We start from the raw sequence: 19693 nt of genomic DNA on the forward strand, positions 1-19693 counted from the left end.
TTGTCGCGGCGTAAACCCCCGACGACGGATTAAAAAAGAGGGAGCCTGAAGGCTCCCCCTTCGCGCCTTCTGCCTGTGCCCCCGTCAATATTCCTTGGTCAGCTTGTCGAGCTCGGCCAGGCTGAAGACGGGGCCGTCCTTGCAGACGTACTTGCTGCCCACGTTGCAGCGGCCGCACTTGCCGATGCCGCACTTCATGCGCATCTCGAGGGACGTGATGATGTTCTCCTTCGAGAACCCGAGGTCGAAGAAAACGGGCAGCGTGAAGCGGATCATGATCGGGGGGCCGCAGATGACCGTCACGGCGTTCTCCTTGCTCGGGGCGACTTCCTTGCAGACCGTGGGGACGAACCCCTCGCGGCCCTTCCAGGTCGCGTCGCCCTTGTCGACGGTGACGTGCAGGTCGATGTCGCCGCGCTTGCCCCAGGCCTCCAGCTCGTCCTTGTAGAGCAGCAGCCCCGGGGTCCGGGCGCCGTAAACAACGGTGATCTTCCCGAAGCGTTTGCGGTTCTCCTCGAAGATCATGTAGTTGATGAGCGACCGCAGGGTCGTGAAGGCGAAACCGCCCCCCACGACGACGATGTTCTTCCCCTCGAGATACTCGATGGGCCAGGAGTTGCCCAGGGGGCCGCGGACGCCCATGAGGGTCCCCTCCTCCATCTCGTGCAGGGCCGTCGTGACCACCCCGGCCTTCTGGACGGTGAACTCGATGTATCCCTTCTGGGTGGGCGACGACGCGATGCCGATGGGCGACTCGCCCTTGCCGTACACGGACAGCTCGGCAAACTGGCCGGGGATGTACCGGAAGCGCTCCTCGTCCTCCTTGTTCACGAAGGCCAGGCGGAAGGTCTTGATGTCCTTCGTGTCCACCTCCGTGATGATCTTGATGACCTCCACGGGCATGGGCACGTAGGGGTTCTCGGCGGTGATCTGCTGCAACGGCTTCTGCATCGGAGGCTCTCCTCTAATCCTGGAGTTTCGAGATGTCGTCGACGATCTTGCGGATGTCGATGTTCACGGGACAGGCCATGACACAGCGCCCGCAGCCCACGCAGGCGATGGCGTCGAAGTTGTCCACGTAGTACTTGAACTTGTGCATCAGGCGCTGGCGCCAGCGCTGCTTCTGGCTCGTCCGGGGGTTGTGCCCCGAGGTCTCCAGCGTGAACAGGGGGAACATGCAGGAGTCCCAGTTGCGGATCCGCACCCCGTCGTCGCCCTTCACCTCGTCGCTGATGTCGAAGCAGTGGCACGTCGGGCACATGTACGTGCAGGTCCCGCAGGCCAGGCACTTGCCGGCGATCGTGTCCCAGAAGGGGTGCTCGAAGATCACATCGAGGATCGGCTTGACGGCCCGCCCGGGGATCTTCCTCCTGATCTCGGCGGCGGACTGCTCGGCGATGGCCTGCTTCTTCGCCTCGGCGGCGGCATCGGCGGATGTCGCCTCGCCGAAGTAGGACGCCAGGGCCTCCCCCTTGGGCGTCAGGAACTCCACGAGCCAGTTCTCGCCGAGGTCCGTGAGCTGGATGTCGGATCCCTGCGTCGAGGTGGGGCTGCCGTCCACGGAGGTGCAGAAGCACGCCGCGTAGGGGGGGTGCACGCAGGCGAGCGAGATGACCGTGCCCTTTCTGCGCTTGTCGATGTAGTAGGGGTCTTTCCACTTCTCCTGGTCGAAGAGCATGTCCAGAAGGGCGAAGCTGCGGGCATCGCAGGGCCGCACGCCGAAGAGCACGAACTCCTTGGCGTCGGCGGGAAGGGCGGCAAAGACCATCCCCTTGGGGCTCCGCGTGTACTTCATGAGAAGCTCCGAGTGGGGGAAGAAGACCTTCTTCGGCGCGTTTTTCGTGTTGGCGAAGGAGGTGAGCGGCTCCATCCCCGGCTCGAGGATCTTGAACAGGACGTTGTCCTCGTCCTTCACCGGCGCGTAGACGGGTTTGTCGGTGGCCATTCTCTTCACGATGCCGGTCAGTTTGTCCTTCTTGAGCAGTTTCTTTTCCATGGCGTTCCTTGTGTGAGAAATTCTGCTTCCCCTTGCTTCCGGGGGCGGTTTTGCGTCCCTACATCAGCTTCAGCGACTGCACGAGCGGCATGGGGTCGGTGATATGGAGCTTGAACCACTTCTCCGGCCCGGGCAGGCCCATCGCGAGCGCCAGCAGCTCCGTGAAGTAGAAGACCGGCATCTTCAGCCCCGCCTCGGCCCGCATGTCGAGGTTTGCCATGCACAGGGGGCAGGCCGTCACGATGCAGTTGGCCCCGGCCTCCTTCGCCATCGAGGTGAGCTTGTTGACCATCTTGCCCACGATGTCGGTCCGGCTGATGGAGAGGCTGCCGCCGCAGCAGTCGGTCTTGAAGGACCATTTCCTCACGTCGGCCCCGCAGGCCGCCAGAATTTTGTCGAGCAGCACGGGGTTCTCGTAGTCGTCGAACCGGCAGACCTCGGGCGGCCGCAGGAGCAGGCAGCCGTAATAGGGTACGGGCTTGAGCCCCTCGAGCCTCTTGACGACCTTCCTCTCCAGGGCGTCGAGGCCGATGTCATTGGCGATGATGTCGATGGGGTTCCGGACGGCAATCCCGTCGGTGTAGGTGCCCCCGATGATCGCTTCGATCTCCGCCTTGAGGGCCTTGTCCTTCTCGAGGTGGTGCTGGGCCATCTTGAAGCGGTTGAAGCAGGCCGCGCAGGGGATCATGACGTCGAGCCCCTTCTTCTGCGCGATCATCAGGTTGCGGGCCGGCAGCGCCACGGAGAGCTTGTAGTTCGTGCTGTGCGCCGACGTCGCCCCGCAGCAGGACCAGTCGTCGATCTCGTGGGTCTCGATGCCCAGGGCACGGCTCACGGCCTCGATGGACTGACTGTACTCTTTTGCCGTTCCGTGCGCGGAACAACCGGGATATAAGGAAACCTTCACGGAATGCCTCCTGTGCTCATGGCTGAGGGCTTGCGGCTGACGGCTCACGGTCGGGAGAAAAATCCCGGGTTCTGTCCCCTGCGCCGTATGCCTTGCGCCTCATGCCCGTTTTACGCCGTCTTCGTCCTTTCGAATATCTTCCGGACGGAAGCCACATCCTTCGTCTTCGGGGCGAAGATCGAGAGCTTCCCCTTCGTGAACATGTTCAGGCCCAGGGCCATGTCGGAGAAGAGATCCCCGGACTTGAGCTTGTAGTTCACCATCATCAGGGGCTCGTTCAGCCGTCCGCCCGACCGGATGCTCGACAGGAAGGCCTGGTGGAAGGCGAGCACGCTCTTCTCCTTCACGGCCTTGCCGCTCTCGAGGGCCATTTGCCTCAGCACGTCCATCATCCGCGCGATGTCCACCTCGTTGGGGCAGCGCGTGATGCAGGTCTCGCAGGAGGCGCAGAGCCAGATGGTGGAGCTTCCCAGGACCTCGTCCTTCTTGCCCATCTGGATCATCTTGATGACCTTGTTCGGGTTGTGCTCCATCACGAACGCCATGGGGCAGCCCGCCGTGCACTTGCGGCAGTGGTAGCAGCGCTGGATGGGAACCCCGTCGATCCTCTCGTTGACCTCGTCCAGAAACGTTTTCATGTCTTCTCCGTCTTTCGGTCTTTTCTTCTCCTCTTCCCTTTTTCCCCTCTCACCCTCTGCAATCAGTGCCCGCCGCCCCCCGGGTTGTAGATGAACTCCTCCTTGTCGTCCATTCTCTGATCCTGCAGCGGCGCCGGGAAGTCGATCTTCTCGCCCGCCCTCTGGTTAAACAGCACGAAGCAGTCCTTGTCGAGCTTCTTGAGGAACTTCCGCAGGTCCACGCCCATGGGGCAGACGCTGATGCAGGAGCCGCAGTCCACGCATCGGCCCACCATGTGGTACATGCGCATGAACTGGAAGACCTGCGTGTCCGAGGGGTCCTCGCTGATGCCCACCCACTGGGGCATGCTCTGCTCGGCGAAGCAGACCCGGCAGTAACACGACGGGCAGGCCTGGCGGCAGGCGGCGCAGCGGATGCACTTGGCCATCTCCTTGGTGAAGTAGGCCCAGCGCTCCTCCGGGGTGAGCTTCTCGAACGCGTCGACGTCCGCGTATTCCGCCGCCGGGTTCATGGCCGGGGCGGGCTCGCCGAGCATGAGGTCCGAGATGACGGGGTTGTTGAACCGGCAGGTGACGCAGTTCTCGGCCAGGACGTCCTTCACGGGGATGGTTTTCTCGCCGCCGGCGGTCTTGATCTTCAGATTGGCGCCGTCGAGGGACCCCTCCAGGATGTCCTCGCCGCCCAGCTTCGCGGCCAGCGCCTTGCGGTCCACGTAGCCCGTGCAGGGGACGCCGAGGATCGAGATGTCGAGGCGCTCGTACTGCCGCTCCTGCAGGTGGATGACGAGCGAGCGCGAGGTGCAGCCCTTCGTCACGACGCCGACGACCTTCCGCTTGCGGTCGTCGGGCTTGAGGCGCTTCTGGGAGTCCTTGTGGGCGCTGATCAGGTCGTGCACGTACTTGGCGAGGTTGTGCTGGCAGAAGGCGTTCCAGACGAGCTTGTCCGCTTCCTCGGGGGTCGTGATGAACACAGGGGTCGCCGTGAGCGGCAGGGTCCCCGCCTCGTATCCCACGATGACGTCCACCTTCTTGTCGGCCAGGAGCCTCTTCGCCTCTTCCCGCAGCTTCTTCTCTACTTTTTCCACGTTCCCGATCCTTCTGTTCCGGTTATTTCGCAACGGCGACGTCTGCGTCGCGCAGTTTCTTGACGAGCTTCGTGGCGGGGCCCAGGGCCCTGACCCGCTCGGTCACGCCCTTGATGACCTGGGCGAACCGCTCACCCTCCGAGGCCGACACCCAGGTGAAGGTCGTCCGCCCGTCCTCAAGGCCGATGTAGTTCAGGAAGCTCTTCAGGGTGGCGAACTTCCGGCGCGCCGAGAGGTTCCCCGTGAGGTAGTGGCACTCGCCGGGGTGGCAGCCCGAGACGAGGACGCCGTCGGCGCCGGCCTGCAGCGCCTTGACGATGTAAAAGGGGTTGATCCGGCCCGTGCAGGGCACCCGGATGATTCTCACGTTCGGGGGGTACTGGATGCGGCTGATCCCCGCCAGGTCGGCCCCCGCGTAGGTGCACCAGTTGCAGACGATGGCGACGATTTTCGGCTCCCACCCCTCGGATTTCTTGCCTGCCGGCTTGTCGTGATGTGACATCGAGCTTTCTCCACGTTTCAGGTCCGGGACCTGTGTTGTACATCCCTTTTCACCCTCACCCCGGCCCTCCCCCCGCCGAGGGAGAGGGAAGCCTGAGGCGGGGCTGTCAAACGGCGGACGATATCTGGGCCAGGACCTCTTCGTTGTTGAAGCCGTTGAGGTCGATGGCGTTCATGCGGCACGAGGCCGTGCAGACGCCGCAGCCCTTGCAGAGGACCGTGTTGACCACGGCACAGCCCTCGGCCATGTCCACCGCCACGGCCCCGTAGGGGCAGTTGGACTCGCAGAGGCCGCAGGCCATGCAGCGCTCCTTGATCACGTAGGCCGTCTTGCCCTCGGACTCGATGTAGTCCTTCGTGAGGATCGTGCAGGCCCTCGAGACGGCCGCGTTGGCCTGGGCGATCGTCTCCTCGCTCATCTTGGGTGCGTGGGCCATGCCGCACATGAACACGCCGTCGGTGGCGAAGTCCACGGGGCGCAGCTTCACGTGGGCCTCGAGGAAGAACCCGTCCTGGTTCGTGGGCACCTTGAGCATCTGGCCGATGGCGGCGTTCTCCGGGTTGGGCACGGTGCCCACGGACAGCGCCAGGATGTCGGCCCGCAGGTCCACGGGCTCGTTCATCACGGGGTCGAAGACGCTCACGGTCACCTTGCCGCCGTCCACCCGCACCTCGGGCTTGCGCTCCTCGTCGAAGCGGATGAACTTCACGTTGAGCTCGCGGGCCTTCTTGTAGAAGTCCTCCTTGAGTCCGTAGGTCCGGATGTCGCGGTAGAGGATCGTGACGTCCTTCTCGGGGTCGAGCTCCTTGAGCTTCAGGGCGTTCTTGATCGCCTCGCTGCAGCAGTAGCGGCTGCAGTAGGGCCGCTCGAAGCAGCGCGAGCCCACGCACTGGATCATGACGACGCTGCGGGCGGCGCCCACCTTGTAGTCCTTGTCGTGGATCATCTTCTCGAGGCTGCGCTGGGTCACGATGGCCTCGCTTGTGCCGTAGCCGTACTCCTTCGTCTCGAGCTCGTAGCCGCCCGTGGCGACGATCACGACGCCGTGGTCGTACTGCAGCTCCTGGCCGCCGGCGGCGAAGGTGGTCCTGTAGTTGCCGATGAACCCGTCGATCTTCTTGATCTCGGCCCCCGTGACGACCTTGATCTTCGGGTTGGCCTTGACCTTCTCGAGCAGGCCCGCGAGGTGCTTCTGCGTGTCGAGCCCTTCGAGGGTGTAGTAGAGCTTGCGGTAGTTGCCGCCCAGCTCCTTCTCCTTCTCGAGGATGCAGGACTCAAAGCCCTGGTCCGCCAGCGACAGGGCCGCCGTGATGCCGGCCAGGCCGCCGCCGATGACGAGCGCCTTGTGGTTCACGGCGAGCTGGCCGGGCTTGAGGGGCTTGAGGAACTGCGCCTTGGCGACGGCCATGCGCATGAGGTCCTTGGCCTTCTCGGTGGCCGCCTCGGGCTCGTTCATGTGGACCCAGGAATCCTGGTCGCGGATGTTGGCCATCTCGAAGAGGTAGCGGTTGAGGCCCGCCTTCTCGCAGTTCTCCTGGAAGAGCCCCTCGTGGGTGCGCGGCGAGCAGGAGCCCACGACGACGCGCGTCAGGTTGTACTCCCGGATGACCTCGCCCATCTTGACGGCCGTGTCCTGGGAGCAGGTGAAGAGGTTGTCCGTGGCGTAGACGACGTTGGGGAGCGTCTTGACGTACTCGACGACCTCGGGCACGTTCACCACACCGCCGATGTTGATGCCGCAGTGGCACACGAAGACGCCGATCCGCGGGCCGATGCCGCGCAGGTCCTTCTCGGCAGGCAGCGTGCTCTCCGTCACCAGCGTGTCGCGGGCCGGCGCCAGCAGTCCCGTGGCGCAGGCGGCCGCGCCGCTGGCCTCCATGACCGTCTCGGGGATGTCCTTGGGGCCGGCGAAGGCGCCGCAGACAAAGACGCCCGCGCGGCTGGTCTCCACGGGGTTCTCGAGCCGGGTCTTCGCGAAGCCGTGCTCCTCGAGCTCGATGCCGAGGGCCTTGGCCAGCTTGGCCGCCTCCTTCGGGGGCGTGAGGCCCACGGAGAGGACGACCATCTCGAACTCCTCCTCGACGAGCCTGCCGTCCTCGGTGACGTAGGTTATGAGCAGGTTCTTCGAGCCCTGGAGCTCCTTGATCGTCGAGGGCATGGAGCGGATGTAGCGGATCCCGTACTCGGACTTGGCCCGGTTGACGAATCGGTCGAAGTCCTTGCCGTGGGCGCGGATGTCCATGAAGAAGATGGTCGGCTCGAGCGTCCGCAGATGCTCCTTCCCGATGATGGCCTCCTTGGTGGCGTACATGCAGCACACCGAGGAGCACCAGGAGTTTCCGCAGGAGGTGTCGCGGGACCCCACGCACTGGATGAAGGCGATCTTGCGCGGCTCCTTCCCGTCGGAAAGCCTCTGGACGTGCCCGAAGTAGGGCCCCGAGGCCGAGAGGATGCGCTCGAATTGGATGCTTGTCACGACGTTCTCGTAGACGCCGAAGCCGTACTCGCCGCGGAGCTTCGGGTCGAAGATCTCGAACCCGGGGGCGGCGATGACGGCGCCGACCTCGATGGTCTCCTCGGCGTAGGTGTCGTCGTGGTTGATGGCCTTGGCGATGCAGGCCTCGACGCACTGGTAGCACTCGCAGCAGATGCCGCACTTGAGGCAGCGGTTCGCCTCGGCGACGGCCTGGGCCTCGCTGAACCCGAGACCCACCTCACGCCAGTCCTTTCGGCGCTCGGCCGGGGCGGCGTGGGGGTACTTCACGCGGGGGACTTTGGGGACGTCCTTGAGGTCCGCCTTGTCGGCCAGGCCCTTCTTCCAATCCCTCTCGCGGCCGGCCTTCATGTCCTCGCCCCGCAGGTACCGGTCGATGGACTTGGCGGCCTCCTTGCCGGCGTTGACGGCCTTGATGACCGTGGCGGGGCCCGTCACGGCGTCGCCGCCGGCGAAGATGCCGGGGACGGTCGTCTGGAACGTGACGGGGTCCACGTCGAAGTTGACCCACTTGTTGATGGAGATGCCGCTGTCCTTGGGCACGAAGCCCAGGTCGCAGGCCTGCCCGATGGCCGGCACGATCGCGTTGCACTCGACGATGAACTCGGAGCCCTTGATCGGGACGGGGCGCCGGCGGCCGCTGGCGTCGGGCTCGCCCAGCTCCATGCGGAGGCACTCGATGCCCGTCACCTTGCCGTCCTTGCCGATGACCCGGGTGGGGGCCACGAGGAACTCGAAGCGGATCCCTTCCTCCTCGGCCTCCTCGATTTCCTCGGGGGATGCGGGCATCTCGGCCCGGGAGCGGCGGTAGAGGACGAAGACGTCCTTGGAACCCGTGCGGATGGCCGTCCGGACGGCGTCCATGGCCACGTTGCCGCCGCCGATGACGGCGACCTTTTCGCCCAGGTAGACCTTCTCGCCCAGGTTGACGCGCTTCAGGTAGTCGACGCCGTGGATGACGCCCTCCATGTCCTCTCCGGGGATGTCGAGCTTGCTCGAGAGCTGCGCGCCCACGCCGATGAACAGCGCGTCATAGTCCTTGCGGAGCTGATCCAGGGTGATGTCCTTGCCCACCTCCTGGTTGCAGAGGATCTTCACGCCCATGTCGGTCATGGTCTTGATCTCTGCGTTGAGAACGTTGCGGGGCAGCCGGTACTCGGGGATGCCGAGGGTCATCCAGCCGCCGGGGATCGGGGCCTTCTCGTAGACGGTGACGTCATAGCCCTCGATCGTCAGGTAGTAGGCGCACGTGAGGCCCGCGGGGCCGGCGCCGACGACGGCGACCTTCTTGCCCTTCTTCTCCTTGATCTCGGGGACGTACTTGGTGGCGTCGTTGAGGTCGAGGTCGGCCACGAAGCGCTTGAGGTGCATGATGTCGATGGGCTGATCGACCTTTCCGCGCATGCAGGCCTCTTCACAGGGATGGTTGCAGACGCGGCCGCAGACGCTCGGGAAGGGGTTTTCCTGCTTGATGAGCTTGAGGGCTTCCTTGTACTTGCCCGCGGCGATGAGGGCCACGTAGCCCTGCACGCTGATGTGGGTGGGGCAGGCCGCCTTGCAGGGCGCCGTGCCGAGCTTGTCGATGGCGTAGCCGCTGGGGATGGCCTGGGGGAAGTGCCGGTAGGTGGCCTTGCGGTCGCTTAAGTTTTCGTTGAAATCGGCCTTGACCGTGATGGGGCAGACGGCCGCGCAGTCCCCGCAGCCCGTGCACTTGGAGAGGTCGACGTACCGGGGCGCCTTCGTGAGCTTGACCGTGAAGCGGCCGGCTTCGCCTTCGACGGATTCCACCGTCCGGCGGGTCAGGATTTCCACGTTGGGGTGCCTGCCGACCTCGACGAGCTTGGGGGAGAGGATGCATGCCGAGCAGTCGTTGGTGGGGAACGTCTTGTCGAGCTGGGCCATGACCCCGCCGATGCTGATCCCGTTCTCGACCATGTAGACCTTCATCCCGGAATTGGCGAGGTCCAGGGCGGCCTGGATCCCGGCGATCCCGGAGCCCACCACCATCACGGCGCCGACTTTTCCATTCTGCTTATGTTCCGACACGTTGCCACCTCGGTCTTTGAGTCAAAAATGAAACGTTCTATTTCACAGAGCAAGCCACGTCAAACCGCAAGCTCCGTAACAAAAAACCACCACCCTGTCAAGGCGAAAACGCTGAGCAAACCGCAAATTGTTCGGCCCTTCCGCGACACCGCTTACGGCCTGGCGGTGCGCCGCTTGAACGGGCGGGTTGTGCCGCGGTTGTTTCTGCCCCAACCGTCCGGATTCCTTGCATAATCCACAGCGTTGCCTGTCGACGGCAAACGGCATGCTCAGCGAGAGGCACATGCCGTGCAGGGCATACGGGGCATTCATTTTGTTAACCCTAATGTAACCACGGAAAGGGGGCAAACCAAGGCGGCGCAATCGGGGGAAAAGAGGGCATTCCGGGAACACGGCGGGCACGCCCCGTCCTGCACCCGCAGGCCGTCACTCACGTCTTCGGGGTGATGCCTTGCCGGATCGCCTTCCAGAGCTCCCCCTTGCCCTCTCCCGTCCGTGCGGAAAAGAGAATGGGGGTCTCCGTCTGATCCAGGCCCAGCTGAGAGGCGATCCGGCTGCGCCGCCTGAGGGCCTCCCCGCGCGAGAGCTTGTCGGACTTGGTCAAGACGATGAGATGCCGTCGCCCGAAATGGCGGAGCCACTCGATGAGGTCCCGGTCCTGCCCGGTCGGGTCGTGGCGGACGTCGAGGATGCAGACCACCAGGCGGAGGTCCGCGCGTTCACGCAGGTAGGTCTCGATCATGGGGCCCCACGTTTCCTGCTCGGAGCGGGAGACCCTGGCAAAGCCGTAGCCCGGCAGATCCACGAAGGAGAGCAGCCCGTTGACGCTGAAAAAGTTGATGAGCCGGGTCTTGCCGGGAGTCGCGCTGGTCTGGGCGAGCTTCTTCCGGCCCAGCAGGGCGTTGATCAGGGAGGATTTGCCCACGTTGGACCGGCCGGCGAAGGCAATCTCCGGCAGGCCCCCCGCGGGGTACTGGTCGGGCTTGACGGCGCTCTTGACGAATTCGGCGGAGGTGATTTTCATTGTTCAGGCATCAGGCATCAGGCATCAGGGCATAAGGACATTTCTCCCCTTTCCTTACGCCTGTTGCCTGGTGCCTGTCTCATTCGAACGTGATCCCGTACTTCTCGAGCTTGCGCTCCAGGGTGGGCCGGGAGATGCCGAGGGCCTCGCAGATCTCGCCCTTGTTGCGGCCGATTTTCGAGATGACGAAACGGATGTGGCGCTCCTCCACCTCGTCGAGCGTCAGGAGTCTTCCCGAGGCGTCCATCCCGGGCTTTTCGTCCTTCCCCTCCCCGCCCGCCGCATCGGCCTGCGCCCCGCCGAGGAGGTCGGGAAAGTCCACTTTCCCCAGGACCTGGCCCCGGGCGATGACGGAGGCGCGCACCAGCAGGTTCTCCAGCTCCCGGATGTTCCCCGGCCATCGGTACTTCATGAAGACGTCCATCATTTCCGGGGAGACGCCGGCGATGTTCTTGTGGAGGTCCTTGTTGATCTTCCTGATGAGGAAGTCGACCAGCAGCGGGATGTCCTCCCGCCTCTCCCGCAGGGGCGGCAGGGTGATCGTCACGATGTTGAGACGGTAGTAAAGGTCGTCGCGGAACTTCCCCTCCTTGACCAGGGCCTTGAGGTCGCGGTTCGTGGCCGCGATGATGCGCGCCCGGACCTTGACGCGGTCCTTGCCCCCGACCCGCTCGAACTCCATCTCCTGCAGGACCCGGAGGAGCTTCGCCTGGAGGTTGATCGACATCTCGCTGATCTCGTCGAGGAACACCGTCCCCGAGCCGGCCAGCTCGAACTTTCCCAGCTTGCGGCCGACGGCACCCGTGAAGGAGCCCTTCTCGTGGCCGAACAGCTCCGACTCGAGGAGCGTCTCCACGATGGCCGAGCAGTTCACGGCGATGTAGGGCTCGTTCTTGGCCGTGTTGTTGTGGATGACCCTGGCGATGAGCTCCTTCCCCGTCCCGCTCTCGCCCTGGATCAGGACGGTGGCTCGGCTCTGGGACACGACGCCGATCGTCTTGAAGATGTCCCGCATCGCCCGCGTGGAGCCGATGATGTCGCCCACCTTGTAGTCGCGTGCGGATTCCGTGAGCAGGCCGCCGATCTTCTTCTCCGTCTCCAGGGTCTTCAGGGCCTTCTGCAGCGACACCTCCAGTTCGTCGATGTTGATCGGCTTGTGGATGTAGTCGTAGGCCCCGGCCTTCATGGCGCGGATCGTCGTCTCCATGTCGTGGAAGGCCGTGATCATGATGACCTTCGCGTCCTCGTCGTCCTCCCGGATCTCCTCGAGGACCGTGAAGCCGTCGATGTCGGGCAGGCGGATGTCCAGGATGACGAGATCGGGCTGGACCTGGACGAACTTGTTGAGCCCGTCGGTGCCGGTCAGGGCCGTGTGGCACTCGTAGCCCTCTTCCGAGAGATAGAGTTCGAGCGACTCGCAGATGGAGCGGTCATCATCGATGACGAGGATCTTGGCCATGCCGAATCTCCCTCTCCTCACCTGCCGGTCCGCTGCAGCGGCAGGGTGATGATCACGCGCGTCCCCTCGCCCTTGCGCGACAGGATCTCGATCTCCCCCCGGTGCTGGTCGATGATCTTCTTGACCTGCGACAGCCCCAGCCCCGTGCCGTACTTCTTCGTCGTGAAGAAGGGGTTGAAGACATGCGGGAGGGACTCCTCGTCGATGCCGGCGCCGTTGTCGGCGATCTCGACGACCGCCCGCCCCTTCGCTTCGTCGAGCCTCGTCCGGATCGTCAGCACCCCCTCCTCGCCCATGGCGTCGATCGCATTGAGGTGGATGTTGAGGAACGCCTGCTGGAGCATGGCCGAGTCGAAGGGCACCGGCGGGAGACGGTCGTCCAGCTGCGTCTGCACGCGGATGCGCTTCTCCTCCACCTCGCGCTCCGCCATGGACAAGGACGACTCGACGCACATGTTCAGGTCCGCGAGGTGCAGGTCCGGTTCCGTCGGGCGGGCGAACACGAGGATGTCGCTCACCAGCTTCTCGAGGTGTTCGACCTCCTTCCGGGCGATCTGGAAGCGCTTGAGGTCGTTGCCCTCGGGGTTCATGCGCTTCTCGAGGATCTGGAGGCTCATCTTGATCGAGGACAGGGGGTTTCGCACCTCGTGGGCGATGCCCGCCGAGAGCTGCCCCACGGCGGCGAGCTTCTGGCTCTCGTAGAAGCGGTTCTCGAGTTCCTTGAACTCGGTGATGTCGCGCTGCAGCACCAGCATGCGGTCCGTCCCCTTGATCGGCCTCGCCGTCAGCAGCAGGTTCCGCCGGGTCCCGTCCTTCTCGGCCACTTCGATCTCAAAGGGCGTGAAGACGCCCCGGCGGATCTCCGCCCAGCGCTCCTCGAGGAACTCCCTGCGCTCCGGGGCCACGAATTCCGAGAAGTGCTTCCCCTTGAGCTTCGCGGCCGTGAGCCCCCGCTCCGGGTCGATGTCGCGGCTCATGTAGCGCAGGGTCCCGTCGGCATCGAAGACGAGGATCAGGTCCGGCGAGGCGTCGAGGACGGACTGGTGGAAGTTGAAGAGCTCCTCCATGTTCTTGCGGAGGAAGATGTTCTCCTCGAGCTCGTTCTTCATCGTCTCGGCGTATTCCTTGAGGCTCAGCTCCATCTCGCGCTCGCGGGTCACGTCCTGCAGGGTCTCGATGGCCGCGATCACCTCGCCTCTCTCGTCGAGGATCGGGGCGGCCAGGAAGTAGAGGTGGCGCCGCTTCCCGCCCAGGTTCTCGTAGTAGTCGGTCGCCTCGTAGGCCCCCTCGATGACCGGGGATTTCCGGACCTTCTTCTTCCCGTAGTATTTCTCCAGGCCTTCCATGTCGTCGTCCACGATCAGGTCGGCGATGACGGGGCGCTTCTCCTTGTAGAAGGGCATCCACTGTCCGTCCGTGCCGAGCATCTCTTTCCCTTCGATTCCGCTCAGCTCCGTCATCGCCCGGTTCCAGAGGATGATGCGGTGGTTGCGGTCGATGACGAAGGTCGGGATGGGCGAGCCCTCGATGATCCCCTCGATCGTCTTGCGCAGGCGGATGTTGGCCTCGAGCTCCCGCTTGAGCGTCTCGGCCTGCTCCTTGAGCGATCGCTCCAGCTCCCGCTCGCGCGTCACGTCCTGGAGGGTCTCCACGGCGGCGATGATCTCCCCCTTCTCATTTCGGATCGGGGCGGCCAGGAAGTACAGGTGCCGGCTGCGGCCGCCGATGTTCTCGTAGAAGTCCGTGGCCTCGTAGGCCCCCTCGATGACCGTGGACTTCTGCACCTTCTTCTTCCCGTAGTAGGCCTCGAGGCCCTTCGTGTCGCCGTCCACGATCAGGTCGGCGATGACGGGACGCTTCTCGGGGTAGAAGGGCATCCACTGCTTCTTCGTCCCGATCATCTTGTGTCCCTCGAAGCCGCTCATCTCCGTGAAGGCCCGGTTCCAGAGGATGATGCGGTGGTTGCGGTCGATGACGAAGGTCGGGATGGGCGAGCCCTCGATGATCCCCTCGATCGTCTTGCGCAGCCGGATGTTCTCGTCGAGCTCCCGCCGGAGCGTCTCGGCGTTCTCCCGGAGATAGCGCGCCAGTTCCCGCTCTCGGGTGACGTCCTGGAGCGTCTCGATGGCGGCGATGACCTCGCCTTCCTCGTCGTAGATCGGCGCGGCCAGGAAATACAGGTGGCGGGGCCTCCCGCCCAGGTTCTCGAAGAAATCCGTGGCCTCGTAGGCCCCCTCGATCACGTCCGACTTGCGGACCTGCTTGCCGCCGTAATACCGGTCGAGGGCCTCGATGTCCTGGTCCACGATGAGGTCCGCAATCAGGGGCCGCTTCTCGGCGTAGAGGGGCTTGTAGTGATGGTCCGTGCCGATCATGTTCCGGGCGTGATAGCCCGTCAGCTCCGCGCAGGCCCGGTTCCAGAGAATGATCTTGTGATTGCGGTCGATGACGAAGGTGGGGATGGGGGATCCTTCGAGGATGCTCTCGATGGAGAGGCCCGTCCGGTTTTTGGCCGGACGGACGGGCTTCTTCTTGTCGGTCCGGGACGCCGTCACGATTCGTCTTCCTCTTGTCCTGCCCTCTTTCTCCTTCTCTCCTCGTACCAGCAGGCCACGTAGACGGCAATGGCGAGCCCCAGCGAGATGATCAGCTTGATGAGGCCGCTCTCGATGCCGATCACCCTGTCCAGGACCAGCCAGGCAACGACATACGTGACGGCCGTCAGGATCTCCTGCATGCCACGTTCCCTCCTGATGAAGACCGATTCGTCCGGGGCGACCCCGCACGCGCCGGAGCACCCCTGCCCCGGGGCGACCCGATCGACAATCGATCGATCCTAGCTTTCCGGGGTGAATATTTCAATAAAAATATGATAATGGCGAATGGCGAAGGGCTAACGGTTAAGGGCAGGGAACGAACGAACGTTAGAGATTTTTGCCTTTTGCCATTCGCCTTTCACCTTGCCCGTCGATTCCACGATTCGTTCAATTCCGATCCCGGATTGAAAGAAACGTTAAATGAACACCCCCACCGCCGGCGGGCAAACGACGGGCTCAATCACGATAAACCCTTTGATATCGATTGGTTGTGCGAAAATGACCCCCTGCCGACCCCGTGGCATATCGGTTGCAAACCCTTTCGCCGTTTTGCGCAGATTTCCCTTTTACTCGAGAGCCGGTTGTGCTACTCAGGGGACAAATTTTCCAGCTTCAATATACGATGAAAGGAGAAAGAGGTTATGTTCAAGAAGACGTTGTTAACCATTTGTTCAGCACTGTTCACCCTTCTGGTTTCCGCCCCGGTCGTGTTCGCAGCGGAGGCCCTTCCCTCCGGGGACGCGTATAACAAGGTGTTCTTTGCTGTCGGCGCCATGCTGGCCGCCGGTATCGGCGTGGGTCTCGGCGCCATCGGCGCGGGCGCGGGCATCGGCAACGCGGCCAACGGGGCCTGTATGGCCGTCGGACGCAACCCCGGCGTGCAGGGCAAGATCATGACGACCATGCTCGTCGGCATGGCCATGGCGGAATCCTGCGTCATCTACGCTCTGGTTATCGGTCTTGTCATTCTCTATGCGAACCCCTACGCGGCGCTGATCCTGAGGTAAGATCCGCTTCGAAAAAATAAAAGAATAGGGGGAAAAGATAATGGCAGAGACAAAGAAAGATAAGCAGTTCTTCTCCATCGGAAGGATATTCTTCCTGCTTATCGTCATTCCCCTGTCTCTCATGGCTTTCCTGATTGCCAACGGCATCTTCAAGGTCGGAGACACCGCGAGAGAGCGCGCAACCACCGTTCTGGACCAGAAATCCCAGGAGGAGATCAAGATTCGGGCGATCAACACGGCCGATGAGGTGGCCAACTTCCTCCGGGAGAGGGAGAACGACGTCCTCGTCGCCTCCATCCTCCCGGGCACGGAAGCCGCCTACAAGGCCTTCGTGGATCAGAAGAAACGGAATCTCTGGGTCAGGGACAAGGACGGCAAGATCCAGAGGGTTGCCGCGCCGATCTACTCGGAGATGGCCCTGATCGACCGCTCCGGCAACGAGATCGTCCGGATCGCGAACGGTGCCGTGGTGGGGAAGAACCAGCTGCGAAACGTGGCCGTTCCCGCCAACACGACGTTCAAGTCCGAGGACTACTTCTCGAAGGCCATCGGGCTCGGCAGGGGTGAAGTCTACGTCTCCCGCGTGACCGGCTGGTATGTGACGAGACAGGATTTCGAAAAGGGGAAGAGGTTTTCCGGTGTCGTTCGTTTCGCCACCCCCGTCTTCGACAAGGGCGGGGTCTCCGGCATCGTGGTGCTGAGCCTCGACTACAGGCACCTGGCGGCCTTCACGGATCACATCATCCCGACGCAGGCCGAGCAGGTGTTCGAGGCCGACGCCTCGACGGGCAATTACGCCTACATGGTGGACAACAAGGGCTTTATGACGTCCCATCCGCTGGATTTTCACATCGCGGGCCTGGCCCCGGACGGGACGCCGGTGCCGCCGCTGACCAAGGAAACCGCCGAGGCCCTGATGAAGGAGGGCAAGGAGGTCCTGAACCTCAACATGCTCGGGTTCATGGATCCGGGCCTGCCTGAGGTGGCCGCGATGGCCGCGTCGGGCAAAGCGGGCATCAAGAACTACAAGTTCGCGGGCCGCGAGAAGTTCGTGGCCTTCGCCCCGATCAAGTACTACACCAAGTCGTTCCCCGAGCCGGCCGGCTTCGGCTGGATCGGGATGGGCGTCGACATCGGGAAGTTCCAGGAGATGGCCGCCGCCACAGCGGAGAGGATCAACAAGGAGGTCAAGGGCTGGACGACAACGATCGTCATCATCATCATTGCGTCCGTGATCCTGCTGTTCGGGATCTCCGCCCTGCTGGCCCGCGGCATCAGCCGCTCGCTCGAGGCGGAGGTGCCGGCCGGCGCGGAAGCCCCGAAGGACGACCTCTATGACGACGAAGAGGACAAGTAGCGCCTCCTGATCGAGGACCGACGAGGGGCCCGGGTCTGCGATCCGGGCCCCTTCTTTTTGCAAAAAAACCATTGACAAATTATCCAGTTATCCTATAGAAGATAAAATTTTCAATCACAGCTTACCTTCGGCCGGCGCGGCCGGGGTCTCCCCCGTCCCCGCGCCGGGTTCCCGACCGAAACCAATCGAAAGGCGGAGGACTCCATGGGTCTGAAAGAGAAGATCAACAGCGAGATGGTCGCAGCGGCCAAGGCCAAGGACTCGATCAAACTGGGTGCGATCCGGATGATCAAGACGGCGCTTCACAACAAGGAAATCGATGCCAAGCGGGAGTTGAAGGAAGAGGAAGTCCTGCAGGTGCTGGCATCCATCGTCAAGCAGCGCAGGGACTCCATCGAGCAGTTCAAGACCGGAAACCGCCATGACCTCGTCGAGAAGGAGGAGTACGAGCTGAAGGTCGTCCAGGCCTTCATGCCCCAGCAGATGTCGCCCGAGGAGGTCGAGGCGGAGGTCGTCAAGGCCATCGCCGAGTCGGGTGCGACGGGCCCCCGGGACATGGGCAAGGTCATGAAAGTCCTCATGCCCCGCGTGGCGGGCAAGGCGGACGGCAAGCTGGTGAGCGACACGGTCAAGGCGAAGCTGGCGGGCTGAGCCGCGGGCGTGTTCGGGGCGCGGCCGCAACCCGCCCGCACGCCAGGGGCGTCGAAAAAAAAGACGGGCCGAGCCTTTACAAGTACCCGATCTCACTTATATTAGGTGAAAGGTCTTGAAAAAGGACACCGGATCTTGAAGGGTCACATTCCCGAGGATCGGATCGAGGAAATCCGAAACCGCATCAACATCGTCGATCTGGTTTCGGAGTATGTCACCTTGAAAAAGGCCGGACGAAACTTTCTCGGTCTGTGCCCCTTTCACAAGGAGAAGACCCCCTCGTTCACGGTCAACGCCGAAAAGCAGATTTACCACTGTTTCGGCTGCGGGGAGGGAGGAAATGCCTTTTCCTTCCTCATGAAGATCAACAACATGACCTTTCCGGAAGCGGTGCGCCACCTCGCCGGGAAGCTCGGCGTGACCCTCCCGAGCCGGGAATTCTCGGCGGAGGAGAAGTCTCAACGCGACCTCCGGGAGAGCCTGATCCGCGCGAACCGGGTCGCCGCCCTCTTCTACGAGAGAACGCTGCGTTCGGCCGCAGGCTCCAGGGCCCGGGAGTATCTGGAAAAAAGAGGGATACGGCCGCCCGTGGTCGAGACGTTCCGGCTCGGCTATGCACCGGAGGGGTGGCGCGGCCTCCGCGATCACCTGCAGCGGGAAAAGGTTCCCCTGGAGCATGCCGAGCAGGCAGGGCTTCTCGTGGCCCGCAGCGGCGGCGACGGGTACGACCGGTTCAGGGGCCGGCTGATGTTCCCCATCGAGGACATCAACGGCAATGTCGTCGCCTTCGGGGGCCGGATCATCGGGGACGGCGAACCGAAGTATCTCAACTCCCCCGAGTCGGCCGTGTATGTCAAGGGGAGGAATCTCTACGGCCTGTCCCGGGCCAAGCATGCCATCCGCAAGGACGAAACGCTCATCATCGTCGAGGGCTATTTCGACCTGCTGGCGCTCTGGAATGCCGGTCTCTCCAACGTGGTCGCCACGCTCGGCACGGCCCTGACGCGGGAGCAGGTCGACCTGATCCGGCGCTATACCGGCTCCGTCGCCGTGACCTTCGACACCGATGCGGGCGGCAGGGCCGCCCTGGAGCGCAGCATGTCCCTCTTCCTGGAAAGGGGGCTGAAGGCCAGGGCGGTGGTGCTCCCCGAGGGAAAGGACCCCGACGAGTTCGTCTCACGCCACGGCAGGGACGCATTTCTCGAGGAGATGCGCCGGGCACGGTCCCTCGTGGACTACTACATCGACGAGGTGATCGGGACGGGCCGCGGCCTCGACGACCGGAGGGATGCCTGGAAGGCGGCGCTGCCGTTCATGGCGGGGATCGCCGATCCCGTGGAGCGCGGACAGTTCATGCAGCGCGTCGCGGAGCGCCTGGGCGTCGACGAGGGACTGGTCCGCCGGGAGGTGAGCCGCCTGGAGGCGGGGCAGCGGCGGCCGGAGAGCCCGCCGGAGCGGCGGATGACCGCCGGCCCCATCGACGCCGTGGAGCTCTGCCTCGTCAGGCTGATGATCGAGAACCCGGAAAGGGTCCGGGACGTCGAGCGGGACGACATCCTGGCCTGCTTCACGAACGGGCCGCTGAAGGGCCTCGGGGAATCGATCGTGGAGAGCCACCGGAAGGGGCAACCCGCACGGCTGGCCGAGCTCATCGAACGCGTGGCTGACCGGACGGTCAGGGAGAAGCTCCTCGAGACGGCCATCACCGCCGAATCGCAGGACGATGCCCTCCGTGACCGGCTCTTCGACGACACGGTGCGCAAGATCCGGCAGCGATGGTACAGAGAAAAGCAGCGGGACTTGAGGGTCAGGCTCCTGCGCGCGCAGGAAGCCGGCGACCAGGACCTGTGCAACCGCCTTCTGGATGAAAAGGAACGATTACGCCATGAGCAAAAAGAACGTGAGCGATAAGCCGAAACGGGGGGAGACC

The 19693-nt window shown here is 63.7% G+C and carries 15 protein-coding genes; 4 read left to right on the forward strand and 11 right to left on the reverse strand.

Annotated features, from left to right (window positions below; translation table 11 throughout):
• Positions 1–84 precede the first annotated feature (84 nt).
• From HPY67_03325 to HPY67_03375, 11 genes are all read right to left on the reverse strand, one after another.
• A complete protein-coding gene (locus tag HPY67_03325; protein ID NPV03746.1) occupies positions 85–951 on the reverse strand; it encodes an FAD/NAD(P)-binding protein in 867 nt (288 codons plus the stop codon).
• A 13-nt stretch (positions 952–964) separates the two neighbouring features.
• Entirely contained in the window at positions 965–1945 is a 981-nt protein-coding gene (locus HPY67_03330; GenBank protein ID NPV03747.1) for a 4Fe-4S dicluster domain-containing protein, read from the reverse strand.
• Between the two features lie 109 nt (positions 1946–2054).
• Positions 2055–2903, reverse strand: coding sequence for a CoB--CoM heterodisulfide reductase iron-sulfur subunit B family protein (locus HPY67_03335; GenBank protein ID NPV03748.1), 849 nt, complete (start codon positions 2901–2903; stop codon positions 2055–2057).
• A 110-nt stretch (positions 2904–3013) separates the two neighbouring features.
• Positions 3014–3541: a heterodisulfide reductase gene (locus tag HPY67_03340; GenBank protein ID NPV03749.1), complete on the reverse strand. Its 528-nt coding sequence runs from the start codon at positions 3539–3541 to the stop codon at positions 3014–3016.
• A gap of 62 nt (positions 3542–3603) precedes the next feature.
• On the reverse strand, positions 3604–4626 hold the full coding sequence (locus HPY67_03345) for a 4Fe-4S ferredoxin (protein NPV03750.1): 1023 nt from the start codon (positions 4624–4626) through the stop codon (positions 3604–3606).
• 22 nt (positions 4627–4648) lie between these two features.
• Complete coding sequence (locus HPY67_03350; GenBank protein NPV03751.1) at positions 4649–5128, reverse strand: hydrogenase iron-sulfur subunit; 480 nt, start codon at positions 5126–5128, stop codon at positions 4649–4651.
• A gap of 106 nt (positions 5129–5234) precedes the next feature.
• Complete coding sequence (locus HPY67_03355; GenBank protein NPV03752.1) at positions 5235–9629, reverse strand: FAD-dependent oxidoreductase; 4395 nt, start codon at positions 9627–9629, stop codon at positions 5235–5237.
• A 469-nt stretch (positions 9630–10098) separates the two neighbouring features.
• On the reverse strand, positions 10099–10692 hold the full coding sequence (locus HPY67_03360) for a YihA family ribosome biogenesis GTP-binding protein (GenBank protein NPV03753.1): 594 nt from the start codon (positions 10690–10692) through the stop codon (positions 10099–10101).
• A 79-nt stretch (positions 10693–10771) separates the two neighbouring features.
• On the reverse strand, positions 10772–12151 hold the full coding sequence (locus tag HPY67_03365) for a sigma-54-dependent Fis family transcriptional regulator (GenBank protein NPV03754.1): 1380 nt from the start codon (positions 12149–12151) through the stop codon (positions 10772–10774).
• 17 nt (positions 12152–12168) lie between these two features.
• A complete protein-coding gene (locus HPY67_03370; GenBank protein ID NPV03755.1) occupies positions 12169–14706 on the reverse strand; it encodes a PAS domain-containing protein in 2538 nt (845 codons plus the stop codon).
• Complete coding sequence (locus tag HPY67_03375) at positions 14703–14888, reverse strand: hypothetical protein (protein NPV03756.1); 186 nt, start codon at positions 14886–14888, stop codon at positions 14703–14705. The genes HPY67_03370 and HPY67_03375 overlap by 4 nt, the downstream gene beginning before the upstream one ends.
• 501 nt (positions 14889–15389) lie before the next feature.
• Between HPY67_03375 and HPY67_03380 the strand changes: the two genes are divergently transcribed.
• From HPY67_03380 to HPY67_03395, 4 genes are all read left to right on the forward strand, one after another.
• Positions 15390–15755, forward strand: coding sequence for an ATP synthase F0 subunit C (locus tag HPY67_03380; GenBank protein ID NPV03757.1), 366 nt, complete (start codon positions 15390–15392; stop codon positions 15753–15755).
• Between the two features lie 40 nt (positions 15756–15795).
• Complete coding sequence (locus HPY67_03385) at positions 15796–17112, forward strand: hypothetical protein (GenBank protein NPV03758.1); 1317 nt, start codon at positions 15796–15798, stop codon at positions 17110–17112.
• Positions 17113–17316: 204 nt separating this feature from the next.
• Entirely contained in the window at positions 17317–17763 is a 447-nt protein-coding gene (locus HPY67_03390) for a GatB/YqeY domain-containing protein (GenBank protein NPV03759.1), read from the forward strand.
• 135 nt (positions 17764–17898) lie between these two features.
• Complete coding sequence (locus tag HPY67_03395) at positions 17899–19674, forward strand: DNA primase (protein ID NPV03760.1); 1776 nt, start codon at positions 17899–17901, stop codon at positions 19672–19674.
• Positions 19675–19693 lie beyond the last annotated feature (19 nt).

The organism is Syntrophaceae bacterium (assembly GCA_013177795.1).
GTDB lineage: Bacteria > Desulfobacterota > Syntrophia > Syntrophales > UBA2192 > UBA2192.